At 41.3% G+C, this 16,492-nt stretch carries 14 protein-coding genes; 11 read left to right on the top strand and 3 right to left on the bottom strand.

Annotated features, from left to right (window positions below; all coding sequences use genetic code 11):
* Positions 1-120 precede the first annotated feature (120 nt).
* Entirely contained in the window at positions 121-453 is a 333-nt protein-coding gene (locus tag AS141_RS05380) for a tetratricopeptide repeat protein (protein WP_057936594.1), read from the bottom strand.
* A 74-nt stretch (positions 454-527) separates the two neighbouring features.
* On the opposite strand from AS141_RS05380, the gene AS141_RS05375 reads away from it, so the two are divergent.
* From AS141_RS05375 to AS141_RS27360, 6 genes are all read left to right on the top strand, one after another.
* Positions 528-1,265, top strand: coding sequence for an electron transfer flavoprotein subunit beta/FixA family protein (locus AS141_RS05375; protein WP_057936593.1), 738 nt, complete (start codon positions 528-530; stop codon positions 1,263-1,265).
* 35 nt (positions 1,266-1,300) lie between these two features.
* Positions 1,301-2,269 (top strand): electron transfer flavoprotein subunit alpha/FixB family protein, encoded by a 969-nt coding sequence (locus AS141_RS05370; protein ID WP_057936592.1) that lies wholly within the window; start codon positions 1,301-1,303, stop codon positions 2,267-2,269.
* Between the two features lie 6 nt (positions 2,270-2,275).
* The gene (locus tag AS141_RS05365) at positions 2,276-2,872 is read left to right on the top strand and encodes a bifunctional nuclease family protein (RefSeq protein WP_057936591.1); all 597 of its coding nucleotides are present in this window, start codon (positions 2,276-2,278) and stop codon (positions 2,870-2,872) included.
* Between the two features lie 500 nt (positions 2,873-3,372).
* Positions 3,373-4,659: a NupC/NupG family nucleoside CNT transporter gene (locus AS141_RS05360; protein ID WP_057936590.1), complete on the top strand. Its 1,287-nt coding sequence runs from the start codon at positions 3,373-3,375 to the stop codon at positions 4,657-4,659.
* 389 nt (positions 4,660-5,048) lie between these two features.
* Positions 5,049-5,228 (top strand): helix-turn-helix domain-containing protein, encoded by a 180-nt coding sequence (locus AS141_RS27365; protein ID WP_082632188.1) that lies wholly within the window; start codon positions 5,049-5,051, stop codon positions 5,226-5,228.
* A complete protein-coding gene (locus tag AS141_RS27360) occupies positions 5,221-5,367 on the top strand; it encodes a zinc ribbon domain-containing protein (RefSeq protein WP_082632187.1) in 147 nt (48 codons plus the stop codon). Before AS141_RS27365 ends, AS141_RS27360 begins: the two co-directional genes overlap by 8 nt.
* A gap of 536 nt (positions 5,368-5,903) precedes the next feature.
* On the opposite strand, the gene AS141_RS05355 is transcribed toward AS141_RS27360, so the two are convergent.
* Both AS141_RS05355 and AS141_RS05350 read right to left on the bottom strand, forming a co-directional pair.
* Entirely contained in the window at positions 5,904-7,382 is a 1,479-nt protein-coding gene (locus AS141_RS05355; RefSeq protein WP_057936589.1) for a M28 family peptidase, read from the bottom strand.
* A 53-nt stretch (positions 7,383-7,435) separates the two neighbouring features.
* Positions 7,436-8,146: a pseudouridine synthase gene (locus AS141_RS05350; protein WP_057936770.1), complete on the bottom strand. Its 711-nt coding sequence runs from the start codon at positions 8,144-8,146 to the stop codon at positions 7,436-7,438.
* Positions 8,147-8,349: 203 nt separating this feature from the next.
* Here AS141_RS05350 and AS141_RS05345 point away from each other — a divergent pair, with 203 nt between their 5' ends.
* The 5 genes from AS141_RS05345 to AS141_RS05325 all read left to right on the top strand — a co-directional run bounded on the left by AS141_RS05345 (position 8,350) and on the right by AS141_RS05325 (position 16,483).
* Positions 8,350-8,940, top strand: coding sequence for an RNA polymerase sigma factor (locus AS141_RS05345; RefSeq protein WP_057936588.1), 591 nt, complete (start codon positions 8,350-8,352; stop codon positions 8,938-8,940).
* A 118-nt stretch (positions 8,941-9,058) separates the two neighbouring features.
* Positions 9,059-9,982 carry a FecR family protein gene (locus AS141_RS05340; RefSeq protein ID WP_232424825.1) on the top strand — a complete coding sequence of 308 codons (924 nt, stop codon included), beginning with the start codon at positions 9,059-9,061 and terminating at the stop codon, positions 9,980-9,982.
* A gap of 34 nt (positions 9,983-10,016) precedes the next feature.
* Positions 10,017-13,445, top strand: coding sequence for a SusC/RagA family TonB-linked outer membrane protein (locus AS141_RS05335; RefSeq protein WP_057936587.1), 3,429 nt, complete (start codon positions 10,017-10,019; stop codon positions 13,443-13,445).
* A 14-nt stretch (positions 13,446-13,459) separates the two neighbouring features.
* Positions 13,460-14,950 carry a RagB/SusD family nutrient uptake outer membrane protein gene (locus AS141_RS05330; RefSeq protein WP_057936586.1) on the top strand — a complete coding sequence of 497 codons (1,491 nt, stop codon included), beginning with the start codon at positions 13,460-13,462 and terminating at the stop codon, positions 14,948-14,950.
* Between the two features lie 66 nt (positions 14,951-15,016).
* Positions 15,017-16,483 (top strand): sulfatase family protein, encoded by a 1,467-nt coding sequence (locus tag AS141_RS05325; RefSeq protein WP_057936585.1) that lies wholly within the window; start codon positions 15,017-15,019, stop codon positions 16,481-16,483.
* The last annotated feature ends 9 nt before the right edge of the window (positions 16,484-16,492 follow it).

The following is a 16,492-nucleotide window of genomic DNA, read 5'->3' as shown; positions in this document are numbered from 1 at the left end:
AAAGGTACAGCTATCCGCAGATTTTTTAAATCTACATTTTTAGTATTATGTGAAGCCCTGATCGATAACTATTTTCTGGGAAAGGAATATGAAAACAAGTCAGGTATCAGGGAGGTGTTTCTAATCCAGATCATTTTCGAAGAGAAAATTCTGATAGGCATTCTGTAATTCCTGCAAGGCTTTCCTGTTCATCTGATCATGGGCAAGAGATATTCCCTTTTCAAAAATCATTTTGGCCTCATCTATTTCACCTAATTCTGCATAGAGGTGAGCTGCCGGGAAGTAAGTTGCCAGATAGGTGGGATGATCCTTTATCAGTTTTGCAAATAGCATAAGTGCTTCATTTTGATCATTTTCTCTATATTCTATCGCCAAAGCATACCAGTTGAAGGGATTTTCCGGTTCTTCTTCTGTAAATTGTCTAAGTAAGTGTATCCTGTCCAGATTGGTCATCAATAGTTTTTTTAATTAAGTGCTTACTGTTATTTTCACGAGAAATAAATCTAGACTAATCTAATACTAAACCAATGAAGATTCTTGTTTGTATCACCCACGTGCCCGATACTACCTCCAAGATTCAGTTTACAGCCGACAATACCAAGTTTGATTCTACGGGAGTTCAATATATTATTGGCCCATATGATGATTATGCCTTGGCCCGCGCTGTGGAACTTCGGGATCAGGCGAGTGGAAAGTTAACTGTTTTGAATGTTGGAGAAGCAGATTCGGAGCCAACCTTAAGAAAAGCTCTTGCAATAGGTGCTGATGAGGCCATTAGGGTAAATTCTGCACCAAAGGATTCTTATTTTGTGGCACAGCAAATTGCGCATTATGCCAAAGAAGGAGGGTATGATCTGATTTTGATGGGTAGGGAATCTATTGATTTCAATGGCGGAATGGTCCATGGCATGGTAGGTGAGTTGCTTGGAATTCCTTCGTTCTCGCCTGTGATGAAATTGGATGTTGATGGATCTACGGTGAAAATGGCACGAGAAATTGAAGGTGGAAAAGAATTGCTGGAAGCAAGTCTTCCGCTTATAGCTGGCTGTCAGGAGCCGATAGCGGAATGGAAAATCCCAAACATGCGCGGGATCATGTCGGCCAGAACCAAACCTCTGAATGTGGTAGAGCCTATTTCGCAGGAAACCCAGGCAGAAGCAAGCAAATATGAACTCCCTCCGGCCAAAGGTGCTGTAAAACTGGTGGATAAAGATAATGTAGCCGAACTGGTGAAGCTTTTGAAGAACGAAGCAAAAGTTCTTTAATCAAAACCAAATAACTTATTATAAATTAGGATATTATGTCAATTTTAGTGTATATAGAACAAGCTGAAGGAAAGGTAAAAAAGACAAGCCTTGAGGCGGTCTCTTTTGCAAGTGCTTTGGCTGCACAGACTGGTGAGGGAGATGTGGTGGCAGTAGCTCTTGGAACTATTGATAATGCTGAATTAGCTTCAATAGGCAAAGCGGGGGCTGCAAAAGTGCTTCATGGTGCAGACAGCAAGTTAGATGCAGGGGTAATCCAGGCGCATGCTTCGGCAGTAGCTCAGGCTTTTGACCTGACAGGCGCCAAAACTTTGGTTTTGGCTAAATCATCTTTGGGTGATGCCGTTGCAGCTAGATTAGCAATCAAACTGAATGCTGGTTTGGTCTCCAATGCGGTAGAATTGCCGAAAACTGATGCCCAGTATGTCGTGAAAAGAAGTATCTATACTGGAAAAGCTTTTGCTGAAACTACTGTTACTACTGAAAATAAAATTCTGGCAATCAAAAAGAATGCAATTGATTTGAAACAGGATGGAGCTGATGCACAGGTGGAAAGTTTCGACGTTTCACTTAATGATGCAGACTTCGCATCTAAAATCACTTCTACTGAACGCGCTACAGGCGATGTACTTCTTCCTGAAGCAGACATTGTTGTATCGGGTGGGAGAGGATTGAAAGGTCCCGAAAACTGGGGAATGGTAGAGGAAATGGCAAAAACCTTAGGAGCAGCGACGGCTTGTTCCAAGCCAGTTTCTGATCTAGGATGGAGACCACATCATGAGCACGTAGGGCAAACAGGTATAAAAGTAGCCCCAACTTTGTACATAGCGATAGGAATTTCAGGAGCTATTCAACATCTTGCGGGAGTCAACTCTTCAAAGTGTATCGTAGTTATTAATAAAGATCCTGATGCGCCTTTTTTCAAAGCTGCGGATTATGGAATCGTAGGTGATGCTTTTGAAGTTGTGCCAAAGTTAAATGAAGCATTTAAAGCTGAATTATAAATTTTTGTGGAAAAACTCATAGAACTTGAGATTTTGGGACTTTCGTCCAATCACTCCCAGTCGGGGTCATTTACCTTGGTGTTGGGGGAAGTTGGTGGAGCTAGACGCCTGCCGATAGTAATTGGTATGTTTGAAGCTCAGGCGATAGCTTTAGAAATCGAAAAGATTATTCCTAATCGTCCGATGACACATGATTTGTTCAAGTCATTTGCGACCGGATTCAATTTTGATGTCGAGAGAATCGTAATTACAGATATGAAAGAAGGTGTCTATTATGCTAAAATCCAGTGTAAGAGCGACCAGATCGAATCTGAGATAGATGCACGGCCTTCTGATGCCATAGCAATTGCGATAAGATTTGGAAGTCCTGTGTTTTGTACTGAAAAAGCCATGTCTGAAGGGGCGGTGGAACATTATGAAGTGGAAAAGAAAGATGATACAAAGGAACCCAAACCATCTACCCAGAAATTTTCCACGAAGAAAGAAGCTTCTTTAAAGGACTTCAGTTTGGACAAGCTTAATCAAATGCTCGACAAAGCCATAAATAATGAGGATTATGAGCGGGCGGCCCGGATTAGAGACGAAATCAACAAAAGAAACTGATTCATTAAAGGCCCGGGTTATTTTCTTCTCGGGCTTTTTTGTTTTTTTCAACCACAGCGAATAATTTGAGCCCCAGAATAGGATTGTTAATTTTATGTCTCATCGCTTGGGCTTAAATTTTAAAGTCTTGAGGCTTCCAAAGGCCCTGGCGGGATTTAAACTTGATGTCTAGAAGCCTTGGCAGCCAGGATATTACCTTGCAGGTGTTTCACGTGAACCAATAGTAGTCTGCTCTTCGTGATTCCACGACTAGTCGAAATGTGAAATTATATTCTGTTTTGACCATTCATAGAATTACAGCCTGAAGGCTGCTATGAAGTGGGTCCAAGTCAAAATGTGCACTTAAATGGAACTTTATTACAATAAATTTGGATCACTTGGACTGAAAACTGATCATTTTTCAATCACTACCTCTCATTTTAATAACCCCACATTTAATTCATGATTGTTTTATGAACAGGTGTTCCTTATTTTTAGGTCTTATTTGCAACACTTACTGAATGGATTACTTAAGAGGGGTCTTTGGTCTAGCGGTCATCGTTTTGGTGGCTTTTATTTTTTCAAGCAATAGAAAGAAAATCGACTGGAGATTAGTCGGTATTGGTATTTTACTTCAGCTGGTTTTTGGATTTTTGATTACCCAGGTTCCTTTCGTGGAAAGTGCTTTTGCCATGGTTAGCCGGGGCTTTGTGAAGTTTCTGAGCTTCAGTCGCGATGGAGCTGCGTTTATATTTGGTGACCTGGCGGGCGATAGTTACGGTTTTATCTTCGCATTTCAAGTACTTCCCACCATTATCTTCTTCTCTACGGTTTCGGCAGGGTTATATTATTTGGGAATTCTCCAAAAAGTAGTTTTCGGTATAGCCTGGGTGATGGCTAGGACCATGAGACTTTCCGGTCCTGAGAGCCTGTCTGCTGCAGGAAATATTTTTCTTGGTCAGACAGAAGCCCCGTTGCTAGTCCGTCCTTTTATCCCTCAGATGAGCAAATCAGAACTGATGTGTCTGATGACTGGAGGGATGGCCACAATCGCAGGAGGCGTTTTGGCTGGTTATGTAGCCTTTCTAGGAGGTGATAGTCTGGAGGAGCAAAGTAAATTTGCCGCATATTTACTTGGAGCAAGTATCATGAACGCTCCTGCGGCGATAGTGATGTCCAAGATGTTTATCCCTGAACTGGAAAAGGAACTGGTACAGGATAAGCTGGAAGTGAATGAGGAAGCCATGGGAGTGAATCTTATTGATGCCATGTCAATAGGTGCATCCGAGGGATTGAAGTTAGCGCTGAACGTAGGTGCTATGCTTTTGGCTTTTATAGCTGTGATTGCAGCGGTGAATTACCTTTTGATGGGAATCTTGGGAGATGTCACCGGCTTAAATGAATTTGTGGTAAGAACCACCAATGGTCAGTTCCAGGGTTTCTCCCTGGAATATCTGTTTGGGCAGATCTTTAGGGTATTTGCCTGGGTGATCGGTGTTGATTGGGCGGATACACTTCAGGTTGGAAGTTTACTTGGACAAAAAACTGTGATCAATGAGTTTGTAGCTTATTTGAGCCTCTCCGAGATGAAGGAAGTTGGTAGTTTGAGCGCCAAATCAATTGTAATCGCTACCTATGCGCTTTGTGGTTTTTCTAATTTCAGTTCGATTGCGATACAATTGGGCGGAATAGCTATAATAGCTCCAAACCAACAAGCTAATATCAGCAGATTGGGACTTAAATCTCTTTTGGCTGCATCCTTAGCCTGTCTGATGACGGCAACTATTGCTGGGATGTTGTTTGGGTGATTTTATAAATAGGAGCGTAAAAGCCACCCATCACCTTAGGGTGTGTGGGATGTAAGCGACAAAAACTAAGCTGGTGAAAGAATGTACTGACGGATCGTTTCCAGTGATGCTTCACCTATTGAACAAAGTAGATCCTTATTTTAACCTACGGGCCATACAGTACAGCTAGGGGGGAATTTACCGGATAAGAAAATGGATAGGGGTTACCTCTGGTCCCCTTACTTCAGTTTCAAAATCTGCTTTACGGGCTATGGTGAAAAATAGGGTTTAACTCCTCATTTAATTGGCCTGCCAAGCTATTTCTAGGATAGGTGGTAACAAGGATCAGATGGAATTTTATCCAATAGGGATATAGGGAATCCTGCGGGAAGCTTATATACTGACAGTTGATGACAATAGCTTGGTTGTCAGTAAAAAACAAGGCTATTTATTTGGCCAGTAGAATGAAGTTGATACACAAATCATACAAGTTTAGGATCTACCCGACAAAGGAACAGGCATCAATTAAAAATTTGGATACTGCCTACAGGAGTTTCTTTACCAAGCAGAACAGGTTACAGTATGCTTGAATATAAGGCCAATTGGAACGATAGGCCATTCGTTAAAATCGACCGATGGTTCCCCTCAAGCAAAAGCTGTTCAACCTGTGGATGGATAACAAGACTTAACCCTTTCCATAAGGGCGTGGGTCTTTGTATCTTGTCGTGAGATCCATAATAGCGATGTCAATGTGGCAACATCTTAACACAGGGTATAAAGGTATTGTCTGGTTGCGGGATGCAGTCGGACACAAAACAAAAACGGGATAAGGCGTTGCCATTGGGCGAGTCTATGACCCCCGAAGCCCAACCCATCGGCCGTAGGTGAAGTTCACCCCATTCTTTTTTAATTTATTTATTAAATCTCTGAGTCACCTAATAATCAAGAAGGAATTTGCCTTGGTTTTCCCAATTAACTCTACTTTGCAAACCTAAAGGCCGTGGGTGGGTAATTCACGTAATTCCCTCTTGAATTAATGACCTAATCTGGGAAAATAAACCCAGGCAATGGGGCAAGTGGGATTTTTCAGAAAGTCTCACGTATCGTAGCGGCGCCTTGTATAGACTGAGATTAGCCATAAAATTCCTATGGGAATAGCACACAAGTCTAAACTAACCAAAAATGAAAGAGGTAGAAAGTTAGACCTTTGTTTATCTCACTTTCTACCTCTATTTATCAGTTATCTCCCTAAGGACTTATACAATTCACTCCTTATCCCCGTAAAGCTTTTTCCCTGCATCTTCATACTTATCACCGGCAACCCACTTAGGCTGTTCAGCAGCATCGGCTATTTTTTGGGCAGCTAGAATGTAAGATTTCCAATAAAGCGTCACATAATCCAAATCAACAGAATCGACTTCATCCGCCGCCTTGTGATAATATTTGTTGATTTCATCGTCAAAGGCTGTAAACCCAAGACTGAAGGTAGGAGCAGGAATCCCTTCTTTGGCGAAGTTTACGTTGTCAGATCTATCGTAAAGCCCCTGCTCAGGAGCCGGGTCTGCTAAAGCTTTCAGGCCGAAGTCCTCTACTGCCTCAGTAATCAGCTCATCCCCTGTTGTTCTTCCCAGGCCGATCACTGTAATGATTGAAGTGTCATTATAACCTGCACCGTCAATGTTCAGGTTGTATATTATCTGATTAAGGGGGACCAGTGGATTTTCAGCAAAATATCTACTGCCCAGAAGTCCTTTTTCCTCAGCTGTCCAAAGAGCCAGCAGGATAGATCTTTTTGGAGGGTTGTTAGCGAAAAACTTCGCCGCGTTCATCACAGCAACTGTTCCAATGGCATTGTCTCTCGTTCCGTTATAAATAGAATCACCGCTTTCATCCGGTCTTCCTATTCCTACGTGATCGTAATGGGCAGAAAGCATCACATACTCATTTTTCAGATTTTTGTCTGTTCCCTCTATCCAGGCCACTACATTTTTTCCTTCCACAGCTTTGTTGGTTTTACCCTCGATTTCGAGAACCGCTGATTTATCATTTCCAGCAGCTATTTGCTCCGGCAACGTGTTTGAGAGATCTTTCACCCAGATATATGGCAATTTGCTGGATTCGCCTTTATCTATGCCCATTTGGTCCCGGTTTAGGTAATTGGCAATCAACTGCCATGGAATAGACGGGATATTGAACCGTTCAATCAAAGCTACAGCTCCTTGTTTTTTAGCATTTTCTGTTTTTTCACTGCCTAGGGAAAATAAATCAGCTGGGTTCATTTTATCAGGAGCACCTACACTACTGACAGCAATCTTACCGGTAAGATCCTTTCCCTCAAAATCTGAAGGGGTTCCGAATCCCACATCAACCAATTCAAAGGTTCCACTAAGTGATTCGCCATCTAACACGAGTAAGTTTCCCCCTTGGCTATAGGTAGAATCCCCGATGGTAATCTTTCCTTTAGAGGGAGGGGAGGATAGTCGGAAAGGAATATTCTGAAAATAGCCATCTGCTCCTGGAACAGGTTTTGCCCCTGCATCTTCTAGCTGCATGGCGATATAATCGTATGCTAAAGCCATTTCCGGATAGGATGGCTCTCTTCCTTTCAACTCATCCGAAGTAAGATATGTCAGGTCGGCAATAGCTGCTTTCTCATCAAATTTCTTTTCGATCTTCTTCTTCTGTGCTTCTGCCACAAAGGTCACCGACAGCAATAGGCTGAGGGCTAAAAGTGATTTTTTCATAGGTATGTATGTTATGAATTCTAAAGTAGCTCAATTTTTGGAAAAGGTGATCTTTATTCAATTAAATGGCGGTTTGTCCATCCTAAATCAAAAATTGTTTTTTCGAAATGAGCAGGAATAGCTGCTAAAACTATGATGGCTTTCTGGGAAACCGGGTGCTTGAATTCCAATTTCTTTGCATGTAAGAGCAAATTCTCCAGTCCGAATTGTTTTCCAAAAAATTGGTTCTGCTTGTTGTCTCCATGCTTTTTGTCCCCCAAAATATAATGCCTTAAATGGGCCAGATGCCTTCGGATCTGATGGGTTCGCCCAGTCTCAGGTTTCAATTCCAACAACGAATAGCGACTCGTCGGATATCTTCCGGTAGTATCGAATGGAATTTCTGTTTCTGCCAAAACCTTATAATATGTTTGGGCTTCCTGCAGTTTGTTGGAGCGTTCGCTGGTCAATGGATGATCGATTATCCCTGATTTTTCCGCTGGAATCCCCCTTACTATCGCAAGGTAGGTTTTTTCAACAGACCGGTCTGCAAATTGCTCTTTTACTAAAGGTAGAATTTCTTCCCTCTTCGAGAAAAGCAATACCCCACTCGTCGGTCTATCCAGTCGATGGACCGGAGACACATGCTGGCCTATCTGGTCCCTGAGCAATTGTAATGCAAAGACAGTCTCATCTTTAGCGATAGAAGTGCGGTGGACTAGGAGTCCGGAAGGTTTATTGATTGCGATTAGGTATTCGTCTTCGAAAAGGATTTCTAAAGGCATGTTTTTATAACCGGTGGATAAAAAAATGTTGCTGGTGATTTGAAAAGGTCTTTGGATCACAAATATTCGTATTTCGATTTGTTTTCCCAACACAAAGATCAATATTGGTTGTTTTCCTATGGATTTCACTGGTTTTCATGGGAATGTTCCTCAATTGTCGGAGATTGAGATGAAAATTTCCTAAAAAAGAGGAAAGGATAAAAATGAAAATAGAAAGTGAATTGATATTTGGACTTAAAAATAGTGATAGGCAAGCCTTGTCTGTGATCTATGATAAGTTTTATCAGGATATCTATTTTTATTTATTGAAATTCTCGTCCCATGAAGACCTCGTCCAAAACGCGATCCATGATATGTTTATTGATCTATGGAATTCCAGGGAATCTATTGGAGATATCAAATCGCTGAAAGCCTATTTGTTGGTTGCTTCCCGCAACAGGTTATTTAAATCTGTCAAGACTTCAAAAATGGATTTAGTCAAAAATTTTTTTGCTGAAAATGAACTGTCTGCTATACCATTTCAATATTCCCATGAGGATTTTTTGATTGAGAAAGAGATAGACGAAGTCCGGGCAATAACTATTCGAAATGTCATTGATCAATTGCCTTCCAAACAGAAAGAATCTATGTATCTGCGCTATTATGAGAAGCTTTCGGTAGAGGAAATCAGTATGGTACAAGGAATCAATTACCAGTCTGTACTTAATAATCTCCAAAGAGCTTATGAGGCTATCAGAAATAACCCGTTGATTATTGGCATTTTGAAGATTTCTTTATTGCTTTTAATGTTCTGAGCTAAGGAGGCTGAGAAAATATTTCATTTTTTATGAGTATCTATTTCCAATAAGTAGCTCTCTTGTATAAACGGACTTATCAATGGCTTCTTAAGCCGGGTATTTTGTCATTTATACTATGAAAAAATCAAAAACCATTTTTGGGGATAAACCAGAAAATACCGGAATCTGGCATTCAATAAAATTTTCCAGGCGGAAATTGCCAGAAGAGCTGATCAGTAAAGAGAAGCATAGACTTTTTAGCGAGCTTCAGGAAGGTTCTTGTACTAGCACAGCCATTCCACTTCCGCGTAAGGAGACAAAGTGGGTGTGGTATGCTGCTGCTTCCATTGTATTATTGATGGCAATGGGAAGTTTCCTGTTCTTAAAAGAAAACAGCTTTGAGACATCTTATGGACAGATCTCCACTGTGAAATTGCCAGACGGAACCACAGTTACGCTAAATGGAAACTCTGTAATTAGTTATTCCCCTTTAAGTTGGAATCTATTCAACACTCGAAAAGTGAGGCTGGAGGGAGAGGCGTTTTTTGAGGTAGAGAAGAAAAAAGTGAACGGAGAAAAAGTCAAATTCCAAGTAGTGACAACCAACCTGAATATTGAAGTTTTAGGGACAAGATTTAATGTGGCTGACCGTGAATCGGTTGAAACTGTTGTATTGGAAGAAGGAAGTGTGCAAGTGAATATCCCAAACCTTGAAATTCCTCTTCAAATGGTTCCAGGTGATTTTGTAGGCTATGATGAGAGCAAAAAACGAATCCTACAAATGGTCGTCCTTACCGAGGAATATACCTCATGGAAGGATAAATATATCCTTTTGGATAATAAGACATTAGGTGAATTAGCACAAATAATTACCACGGTATATGGCAAAAAAGTAGTATTCAAAAATATGGAGGACAAGAAGATTCCATTGGAAGGTAAGGTGCCATCTGATGAGATACATGTCTTGATATCTGCTCTTAGTCTGGCGACGAAACTTGATATAGATATTGAAAATGAGGTAGTTATAATCAGTAATTCAGCACAACAAGTAACTAAGTAACCCAATTAATAATACTAACTAAAATAACCTACTTATGAGAAAATACTATTACGCAATAATCTTGCTGTTAGGATTAGTGGTACTAGGAAATGGTGAGGATGCCCTTGGGCAGTCACTTCTATCCTACAACCAAGAAAATAGATCCGAAGAGCAGGGCAGAGATAAAAGGGAGTCAATGACTTTCAAGTCTGCAATGAGAAAATTCAGCAGTCATTATGGAATTTCATTTCTATATAGAACAGATCTTCTGGATGACAAAATGGTGGAATTCCCATCCCTTGAGGGAGATATGGAAGAAGGACTGAAGGAATTACTTCTTCCTTTAGGTGCAGATTTTAAAGAACTGCGTGATAAGTATATTGTCATTTTTTCCAAAAACAGATCCCTGGAAACGTATACCGCAGGAGTAGAATACCTGAAGGTGAATTCTGAATTTTTGGAGAAAAGAATCACGGGGAAAGTCACAGAAGCAAATGGCGAAAGCCTCCCGGGAGCAACCATTTTGGTAAAAGGCACCAATATAGGTGTCTCTTCAGATCTGGATGGTTCCTATCAAATTGTAATTCCTGATGAAATCGAAAACCCTGTACTGGTATTTTCTTTCATCGGTTTTGACTCTCAAGAAGTAGCAGTGGGAAACCAGACTGAGATCAACATAGTCCTTACGGACAATTTATCTTCTTTAAATGAAGTGGTTGTAATCGGGTATGGTGCCGTTAAGAAAAGCGATCTGACAGGGGCAGTTTCATCGGTAAAGACTGACGAAATTCAGCAAACACCTATTACTTCCATCGACCAGGGGTTAGTAGGCCGTGCATCTGGAGTCATGGTAACCCAAACCTCAGGAATGCCCGGTGCGGTGGCTTCCATCAGAATCCGTGGGTCCAGTTCACTGCAAGGCGGAAATGAGCCGCTTTATGTGATCGACGGTTTTCCGGTTTACAGTGGATCAGGCTATGGGGAAACAGGAGGAAATGCCCAGATGAGTGGTTTGTCAACGATTAATCCAGCTGATATAGAGTCTATTGAGGTCCTAAAAGATGCATCTGCTACAGCTATCTATGGTGCCAGAGCGGCTAATGGAGTGGTGTTGATTACTACAAAAAGCGGTAAAGAGGGAAGAGATCAGATTTCTTTTGATGCCTATTATGGAGTTCAGCGTGTTGTGAAGAAAATCGATGTGATGAACGCCTTTGATTATGCAACTTTGGTAAATGAAGCGTATACCAATGATGGTTTGAGTCCTGTTTACGACAGCAATAAGATGTCTGAACTCCAGGCTAATCCAAAAGGTACTGATTGGCAGGAAGAGCTTTTCAGATCGGCACCGATTCAAAATTACCAGTTGTCATTTTCGGGCGGCGATAAAAAGACTAATTATGCACTTTCTGGTAATTACTTCAACCAAGAAGGGGTAATCATCAATTCAGGTTTCAAGAGATATTCCGGAAGGGTCAACATTTCAAGGAATATTAATACTAAGTTTAAAGTAGGTACGAATTTAAATGTGAGCCAGACCAATTCAAACGCAGTTCCAACGGATGCCGGTGGAACAGGAGGAGTGGTGACTGGAGCCATGAAATTCAATCCTGTTTTACCTGTTTACAGTGATGAGGCATTAGGTGAATATATTCAGGTAAACAGCCCTGGACTAATTTATCCTAATCCTGTGGCCTCTGCGAAGGAACAGGTAAGAGAAAGTAAAATGCTCCGGGTTCTGGGAAATGTATATGGAGAATGGGAATTCATCCCAAATCTGACAGGCAAAGTATCATTTGGCACTGATCTGGTAAATACCAAATTTGACACCTTTATCCCTTCTTCTATTTTTGAGTCGAATGGTATAGCAGTAGCCAGGGTAAACGGGGGATATACCACAAACTGGCTTAATGAAAATACATTAAACTGGAATAAAATAATAAATGAAGATCATTCTGTTTCAGTACTTGGCGGCATCACCTTTCAGAAGAATTTTTATGAAAGCCTCGGTGCTTCCTCACAGGATTTTGTAAATGATGTATTGGAAGAAAATTCCTTAGGCTCAGGATCTACCTACAACCAGCCATCTTCTTCTAAAACAGAATGGAGTCTGGTTTCTTATCTGGGAAGGATCAATTACAATCTGAAAGAAAAGTATCTATTGTCTTTAAACGGTAGAATAGATGGCTCATCTAGATTTGGTGAAAATAACAAATATGCTTTTTTTCCGTCAGGGGCATTAGCATGGAGAGCGTCCGAGGAGGAATTCATTAAAAATATGGGCGCATTCTCCAATCTAAAAGCCAGAGTAAGCTACGGGATTACCGGTAATCAGGAAATAGGATTATATAATTCCCTTCCTACCTTATCCAATACCACTTATTCCATTGGCAGGTCCCTTGTGACCGGTTTCTTTCCAAACGCTATCCCTAACCCAAATCTGCAATGGGAAAAAACGTCCCAGTTTGATTTTGGTCTGGACTTCGGGTTTTTTGAAGAGAGGCTGCGCTTCACTACAGATTACTATTTCAAGAAAACTACTGACTTGATTTATGACGTTGCTGTTCCTTATGTGTCAGGATTTGCCTCATCACTTCAGAACCTCGGAAGCGTTCAAAACCAAGGAGTGGAACTGATGATGGAGGCCGATGTGATTGCAAACAGTAACTTCCAGTGGACTTCTTCTTTTAATATCTCATTCAATAGAAATAAAGTGATCGAGCTGGGAGGCGAGGATTACAAGGATGTGGGAGCAGATGATGGACATCTGAAAACAGGGTCAGTACATAGGCTGATAGTAGGTCAACCTATTGGTCTGTTCTACGGATATGTGTCTGATGGGATTATCCAAAATACGGAAGAATTAGCAGCAGGACCGGTAGGTCCAACCAATTGGGTAGGCGGCAGACGATACATGGATATAAGCGGGCCCAATGGCGTTCCGGACGGACTGGTAAATGCCACCTATGATAGAACGATCGTAGGGGATCCCAATCCTGATTTCTTCGGAGGGTTTACCAATACCTTTTCCTATAAGGGATTTGAAGTAAATGTGTTTACCCAGTTTTCCTATGGTGGTGATATTTTCAACTATAATGAAATGGAACTTTTACTCCCTACTGGTGGCCAGAATGTGTACACAAAACTGACTGATAGATGGACCCCTACCAATCCCAGTGAAATTTATCCAAAAGCAACCACCAACAGATCTGCTGTTTTCAGCGATGTATTCATACAGGATGGTTCCTATGTGAAAATCAAGACACTGACATTTGGATACACTTTCCCGCAAATGGAATCAAAAGTTCTGAGCGGGCTTAAGTTATATGTTACAGGACAGAACCTGTTCACATTTACGGACTATACAGGCTATGATCCAGAAGTGAGTTATCGTGGAGCCACTAACCTTCAGTTGGGTGAAGACTTCGGGGGCTACCCGCAGTCCAGAACATTTATGGTTGGTGCCAAATTGAATATTCAATAAAGAACAGACAGATTATGAAAAATATAAAATATATACTACCCGTAGCAGTAATTCTTAGTCTGACATCCTGTATGGATGAATTTTTAAAAGAATCGCCGGATGACAGATTCGTAATTACTAATTTCTATAGTAGCCAATCTGATGCTGAAGCAGCAGTGGCGGCGGTGTATGAGAAATTGTACGCCTTATATGAGCGAAACATGTTCATATTAAATGAACTTCCTGCGGACACTGAAAAAAATGGCCTTGGGATGCCGAACCAATATCTGCAAAATCTGGAATTTTTACGACATACCTCTGAAAATCAATTTACAAGGGAAATGTGGCTTCAATGCTATTCCGGCATAGCCAGAGCAAATACAGCTATTATAAATATTCCTGGAATTGAGATGGACGAGCAGGTAAGAGCGCGACTGGTAGGTGAGGCCAAGTTTCTCAGAGCCCTTTATTATTTTAATTTAGTTCGCTTTTATGGAGATGTCCCTATGATTCTCAAATTGGAATCAGTAGAAGATGCACTGGGACCAAGAACTCCGGTTGCAGAGGTTTACCAGCAGATTATTAAAGATTTAACTGATGCTGAAGGTAGTCTTCCGGCAACTTATAATGAAAATAATACAGGAAGAGCAAGTAAGGGCGCAGCGAAGATTTTACTCGGTAAAGTGTATCTGACTATGCATGAATATGCCAAATCAGTAGAAAAATTAGCAGAGGTGATTAACAATGAAGGAGAGTATGGTTATGGTCTTCATGAAAATTTCAGTGACAACTGGAACCCTGCAACTGAGAACGGTAAGGAAATGGTATTCAGCATTGAATTTATGGATCCTCCGGGAAACGGAAATGGAGCTATGGTACTTCAAGGCCCGAAATATTCTTTACCCGGTGGATTTGCGGTTCTGGGTTTGGTTAACTCCAATGAGGCCGATATTCCAACACGGGACTTGTATGATAGATACACGGATGATGACGAAAGAAAGGACGGGACATTCAGAACTGATTTCGTGAGTTTGATAGACGGGTCGGTTCATACCTCTACTATTCCTATTTATACGAAATACTGGGAAGAGAATGAGTCCAACCCTAATAACAGTGATGCAAATATGCACGTGATCAGATACGCAGATGCTATTTTGATGTATGCGGAAGCATTAAACGAGGTTGGACAAGCAGAGCCTGCCGCTATGCAGCTAAATAGGATTATGGAGCGGGCTTATAATTCTACTTCCCATAATGTAACAGGGATGGGGGTTGATGAATTGCGTGAACTAATCTACCAAGAGCGGCACAAAGAATTGGCTATGGAAGGGCATAGATGGTTTGACCTTGTCCGAACAGGAAGATTTATCCAACGGATGAAAGAGCATGCTGCCTATGAAGCTGGTGTAGCCGAAAGTAATAAAGTGGAAATAGCTCAAAATATAAAAGATTATATGGTCTTGATGCCAATTCCCCAACGTGAAATTGACCTGAACCCGGAGCTTTCCCAGAATGATGGTTATTAATTAAATGGTATTCAAAAATTAGGAATGGGAGAAAGTGCCCTTCCCTAATTCATTTCCCTTTTACTTATGAAATTCTATTACAAACTTATCGTACTTGGTGTATTATGGACTGTCCATACAGTAACCATCTGTAAAGCCCAGAAGAAAGAGAAACCCAATATCGTACTGATTTATGCCGACGATTTAGGGTACGGTGATTTGGCAAGCTATGGATCATTGGATTATACTACACCGAATCTGGACAGGTTGGCTGCAGAGGGCATGCGATTTACCAACTTTGAAGTGGCACAGGCGGTATGTAGTGCTTCAAGGGCAGGAATTCTCACCGGGACGTATCCTAACCGATTAGGATTAAGCGGCGCACTAAATCCACATGCCACTATAGGTTTAAATCCTGAGGAGGAAACTATTGCAGAATTGGTAAAGAGGGCCGGAAATTATAAAACTGCCCTTTTTGGCAAATGGCATCTCGGCCACTTACAGCCTTTTTTGCCCCTGCAGCAAGGCTTTGATGAATTTGTTGGATTGCCATATTCCAATGATATGTGGAAGTGGACCTATGACATGAAGTTGGCAACAGAGGAAACTCATGCAAGAAAGGCCGGTTATCCTGAGTTACCCCTGATGGCCGGAGACACTATTTACAGTTATATCGAAGATCTGGATGATCAGGCTGAGCTTACCACGCGATATACTGAAGAAGCTGTCAGGTTTATTTCAGAGAATAAAGCTGACCCTTTTCTTTTGGTAGTACCTCATTCCATGCCTCACGTTCCGTTGGCCGTTTCCAATAAATTCAAAGGCAAAAGTAAGCAAGGGATGTATGGGGATGTAGTGATGGAAATAGATTGGTCAGTCGGGGAGATAATGAAGGCTCTGGAGCATAATGGATTAACAGAAAATACGCTTGTGATCTTTACTTCTGACAACGGTCCATGGTTGAACTTTGGTAATCATTCGGGTTCTTCAGCAGGACTGAGAGAAGGCAAAGGAACCAGCTTTGAAGGAGGACAACGGGTACCTTGTATTATGCGGTGGCCAAATCAAATACCGGCCGGAAGCGTGAATAGTAAACTAGCATCTACGTTGGATTTTCTACCCACTTTTGCAGAAATACTCAATATCCCCTTACCCGAAAGGAAAATAGATGGTGTGAGTATTTTAGCCTTGCTTCGAAATGAAGAGAATGCTAATCCAAGGAAAACCTTTAATTATTATTATCAAAAGAATGCGTTGGAGGCTGTAAGAAGAGATAACTGGAAGTTGGTTTTTCCCCATGAACATAGAACATACGTTGGCTCTTCACCAGGTGTGGATGGAGTTGATGGTAAGACCAGACAAGTAAAAACCGAGCTGGCCTTATATGATTTGAGAAGAGATCCTGGAGAGCGGTATGATGTGCATAAGGAGAATCCTGATATAGTCAGTGAATTGATGAATCTGGCAGATCAGGTTCGGGATGATCTAGGTGATGACCTTACAAATTATCCAGGCAAAAACCGACGTGAGCCGGGAAAAATAACCAACAATTAAACCTTTATG

It is taken from the genome of Algoriphagus resistens, assembly GCF_001442615.1.
In the GTDB taxonomy this organism is placed as follows: Bacteria; Bacteroidota; Bacteroidia; order Cytophagales; family Cyclobacteriaceae; genus Algoriphagus; species Algoriphagus resistens.
The sequence above is the reverse complement of the archived record's forward strand: the minus strand, read 5'-3'. Positions and strand labels throughout refer to the sequence as shown.

What these genes read in the sequence shown, in the direction of transcription:
- AS141_RS05380 (WP_057936594.1), bottom strand. Translation starts at nt 453, where the DNA reads ATGACCAATCTGGACAGGATACACTTACTTAGACAATTTACAGAAGAA.
- AS141_RS05375 (WP_057936593.1), top strand. Translation starts at nt 528, where the DNA reads ATGAAGATTCTTGTTTGTATCACCCACGTGCCCGATACTACCTCCAAG.
- AS141_RS05370 (WP_057936592.1), top strand. Translation starts at nt 1,301, where the DNA reads ATGTCAATTTTAGTGTATATAGAACAAGCTGAAGGAAAGGTAAAAAAG.
- AS141_RS05360 (WP_057936590.1), top strand. Translation starts at nt 3,373, where the DNA reads ATGGATTACTTAAGAGGGGTCTTTGGTCTAGCGGTCATCGTTTTGGTG.
- AS141_RS27365 (WP_082632188.1), top strand. Translation starts at nt 5,049, where the DNA reads ATGACAATAGCTTGGTTGTCAGTAAAAAACAAGGCTATTTATTTGGCC.
- AS141_RS27360 (WP_082632187.1), top strand. Translation starts at nt 5,221, where the DNA reads ATGCTTGAATATAAGGCCAATTGGAACGATAGGCCATTCGTTAAAATC.
- AS141_RS05355 (WP_057936589.1), bottom strand. Translation starts at nt 7,382, where the DNA reads ATGAAAAAATCACTTTTAGCCCTCAGCCTATTGCTGTCGGTGACCTTT.
- AS141_RS05350 (WP_057936770.1), bottom strand. Translation starts at nt 8,146, where the DNA reads ATGCCTTTAGAAATCCTTTTCGAAGACGAATACCTAATCGCAATCAAT.
- AS141_RS05345 (WP_057936588.1), top strand. Translation starts at nt 8,350, where the DNA reads ATGAAAATAGAAAGTGAATTGATATTTGGACTTAAAAATAGTGATAGG.
- AS141_RS05340 (WP_232424825.1), top strand. Translation starts at nt 9,059, where the DNA reads ATGAAAAAATCAAAAACCATTTTTGGGGATAAACCAGAAAATACCGGA.
- AS141_RS05335 (WP_057936587.1), top strand. Translation starts at nt 10,017, where the DNA reads ATGAGAAAATACTATTACGCAATAATCTTGCTGTTAGGATTAGTGGTA.
- AS141_RS05330 (WP_057936586.1), top strand. Translation starts at nt 13,460, where the DNA reads ATGAAAAATATAAAATATATACTACCCGTAGCAGTAATTCTTAGTCTG.
- AS141_RS05325 (WP_057936585.1), top strand. Translation starts at nt 15,017, where the DNA reads ATGAAATTCTATTACAAACTTATCGTACTTGGTGTATTATGGACTGTC.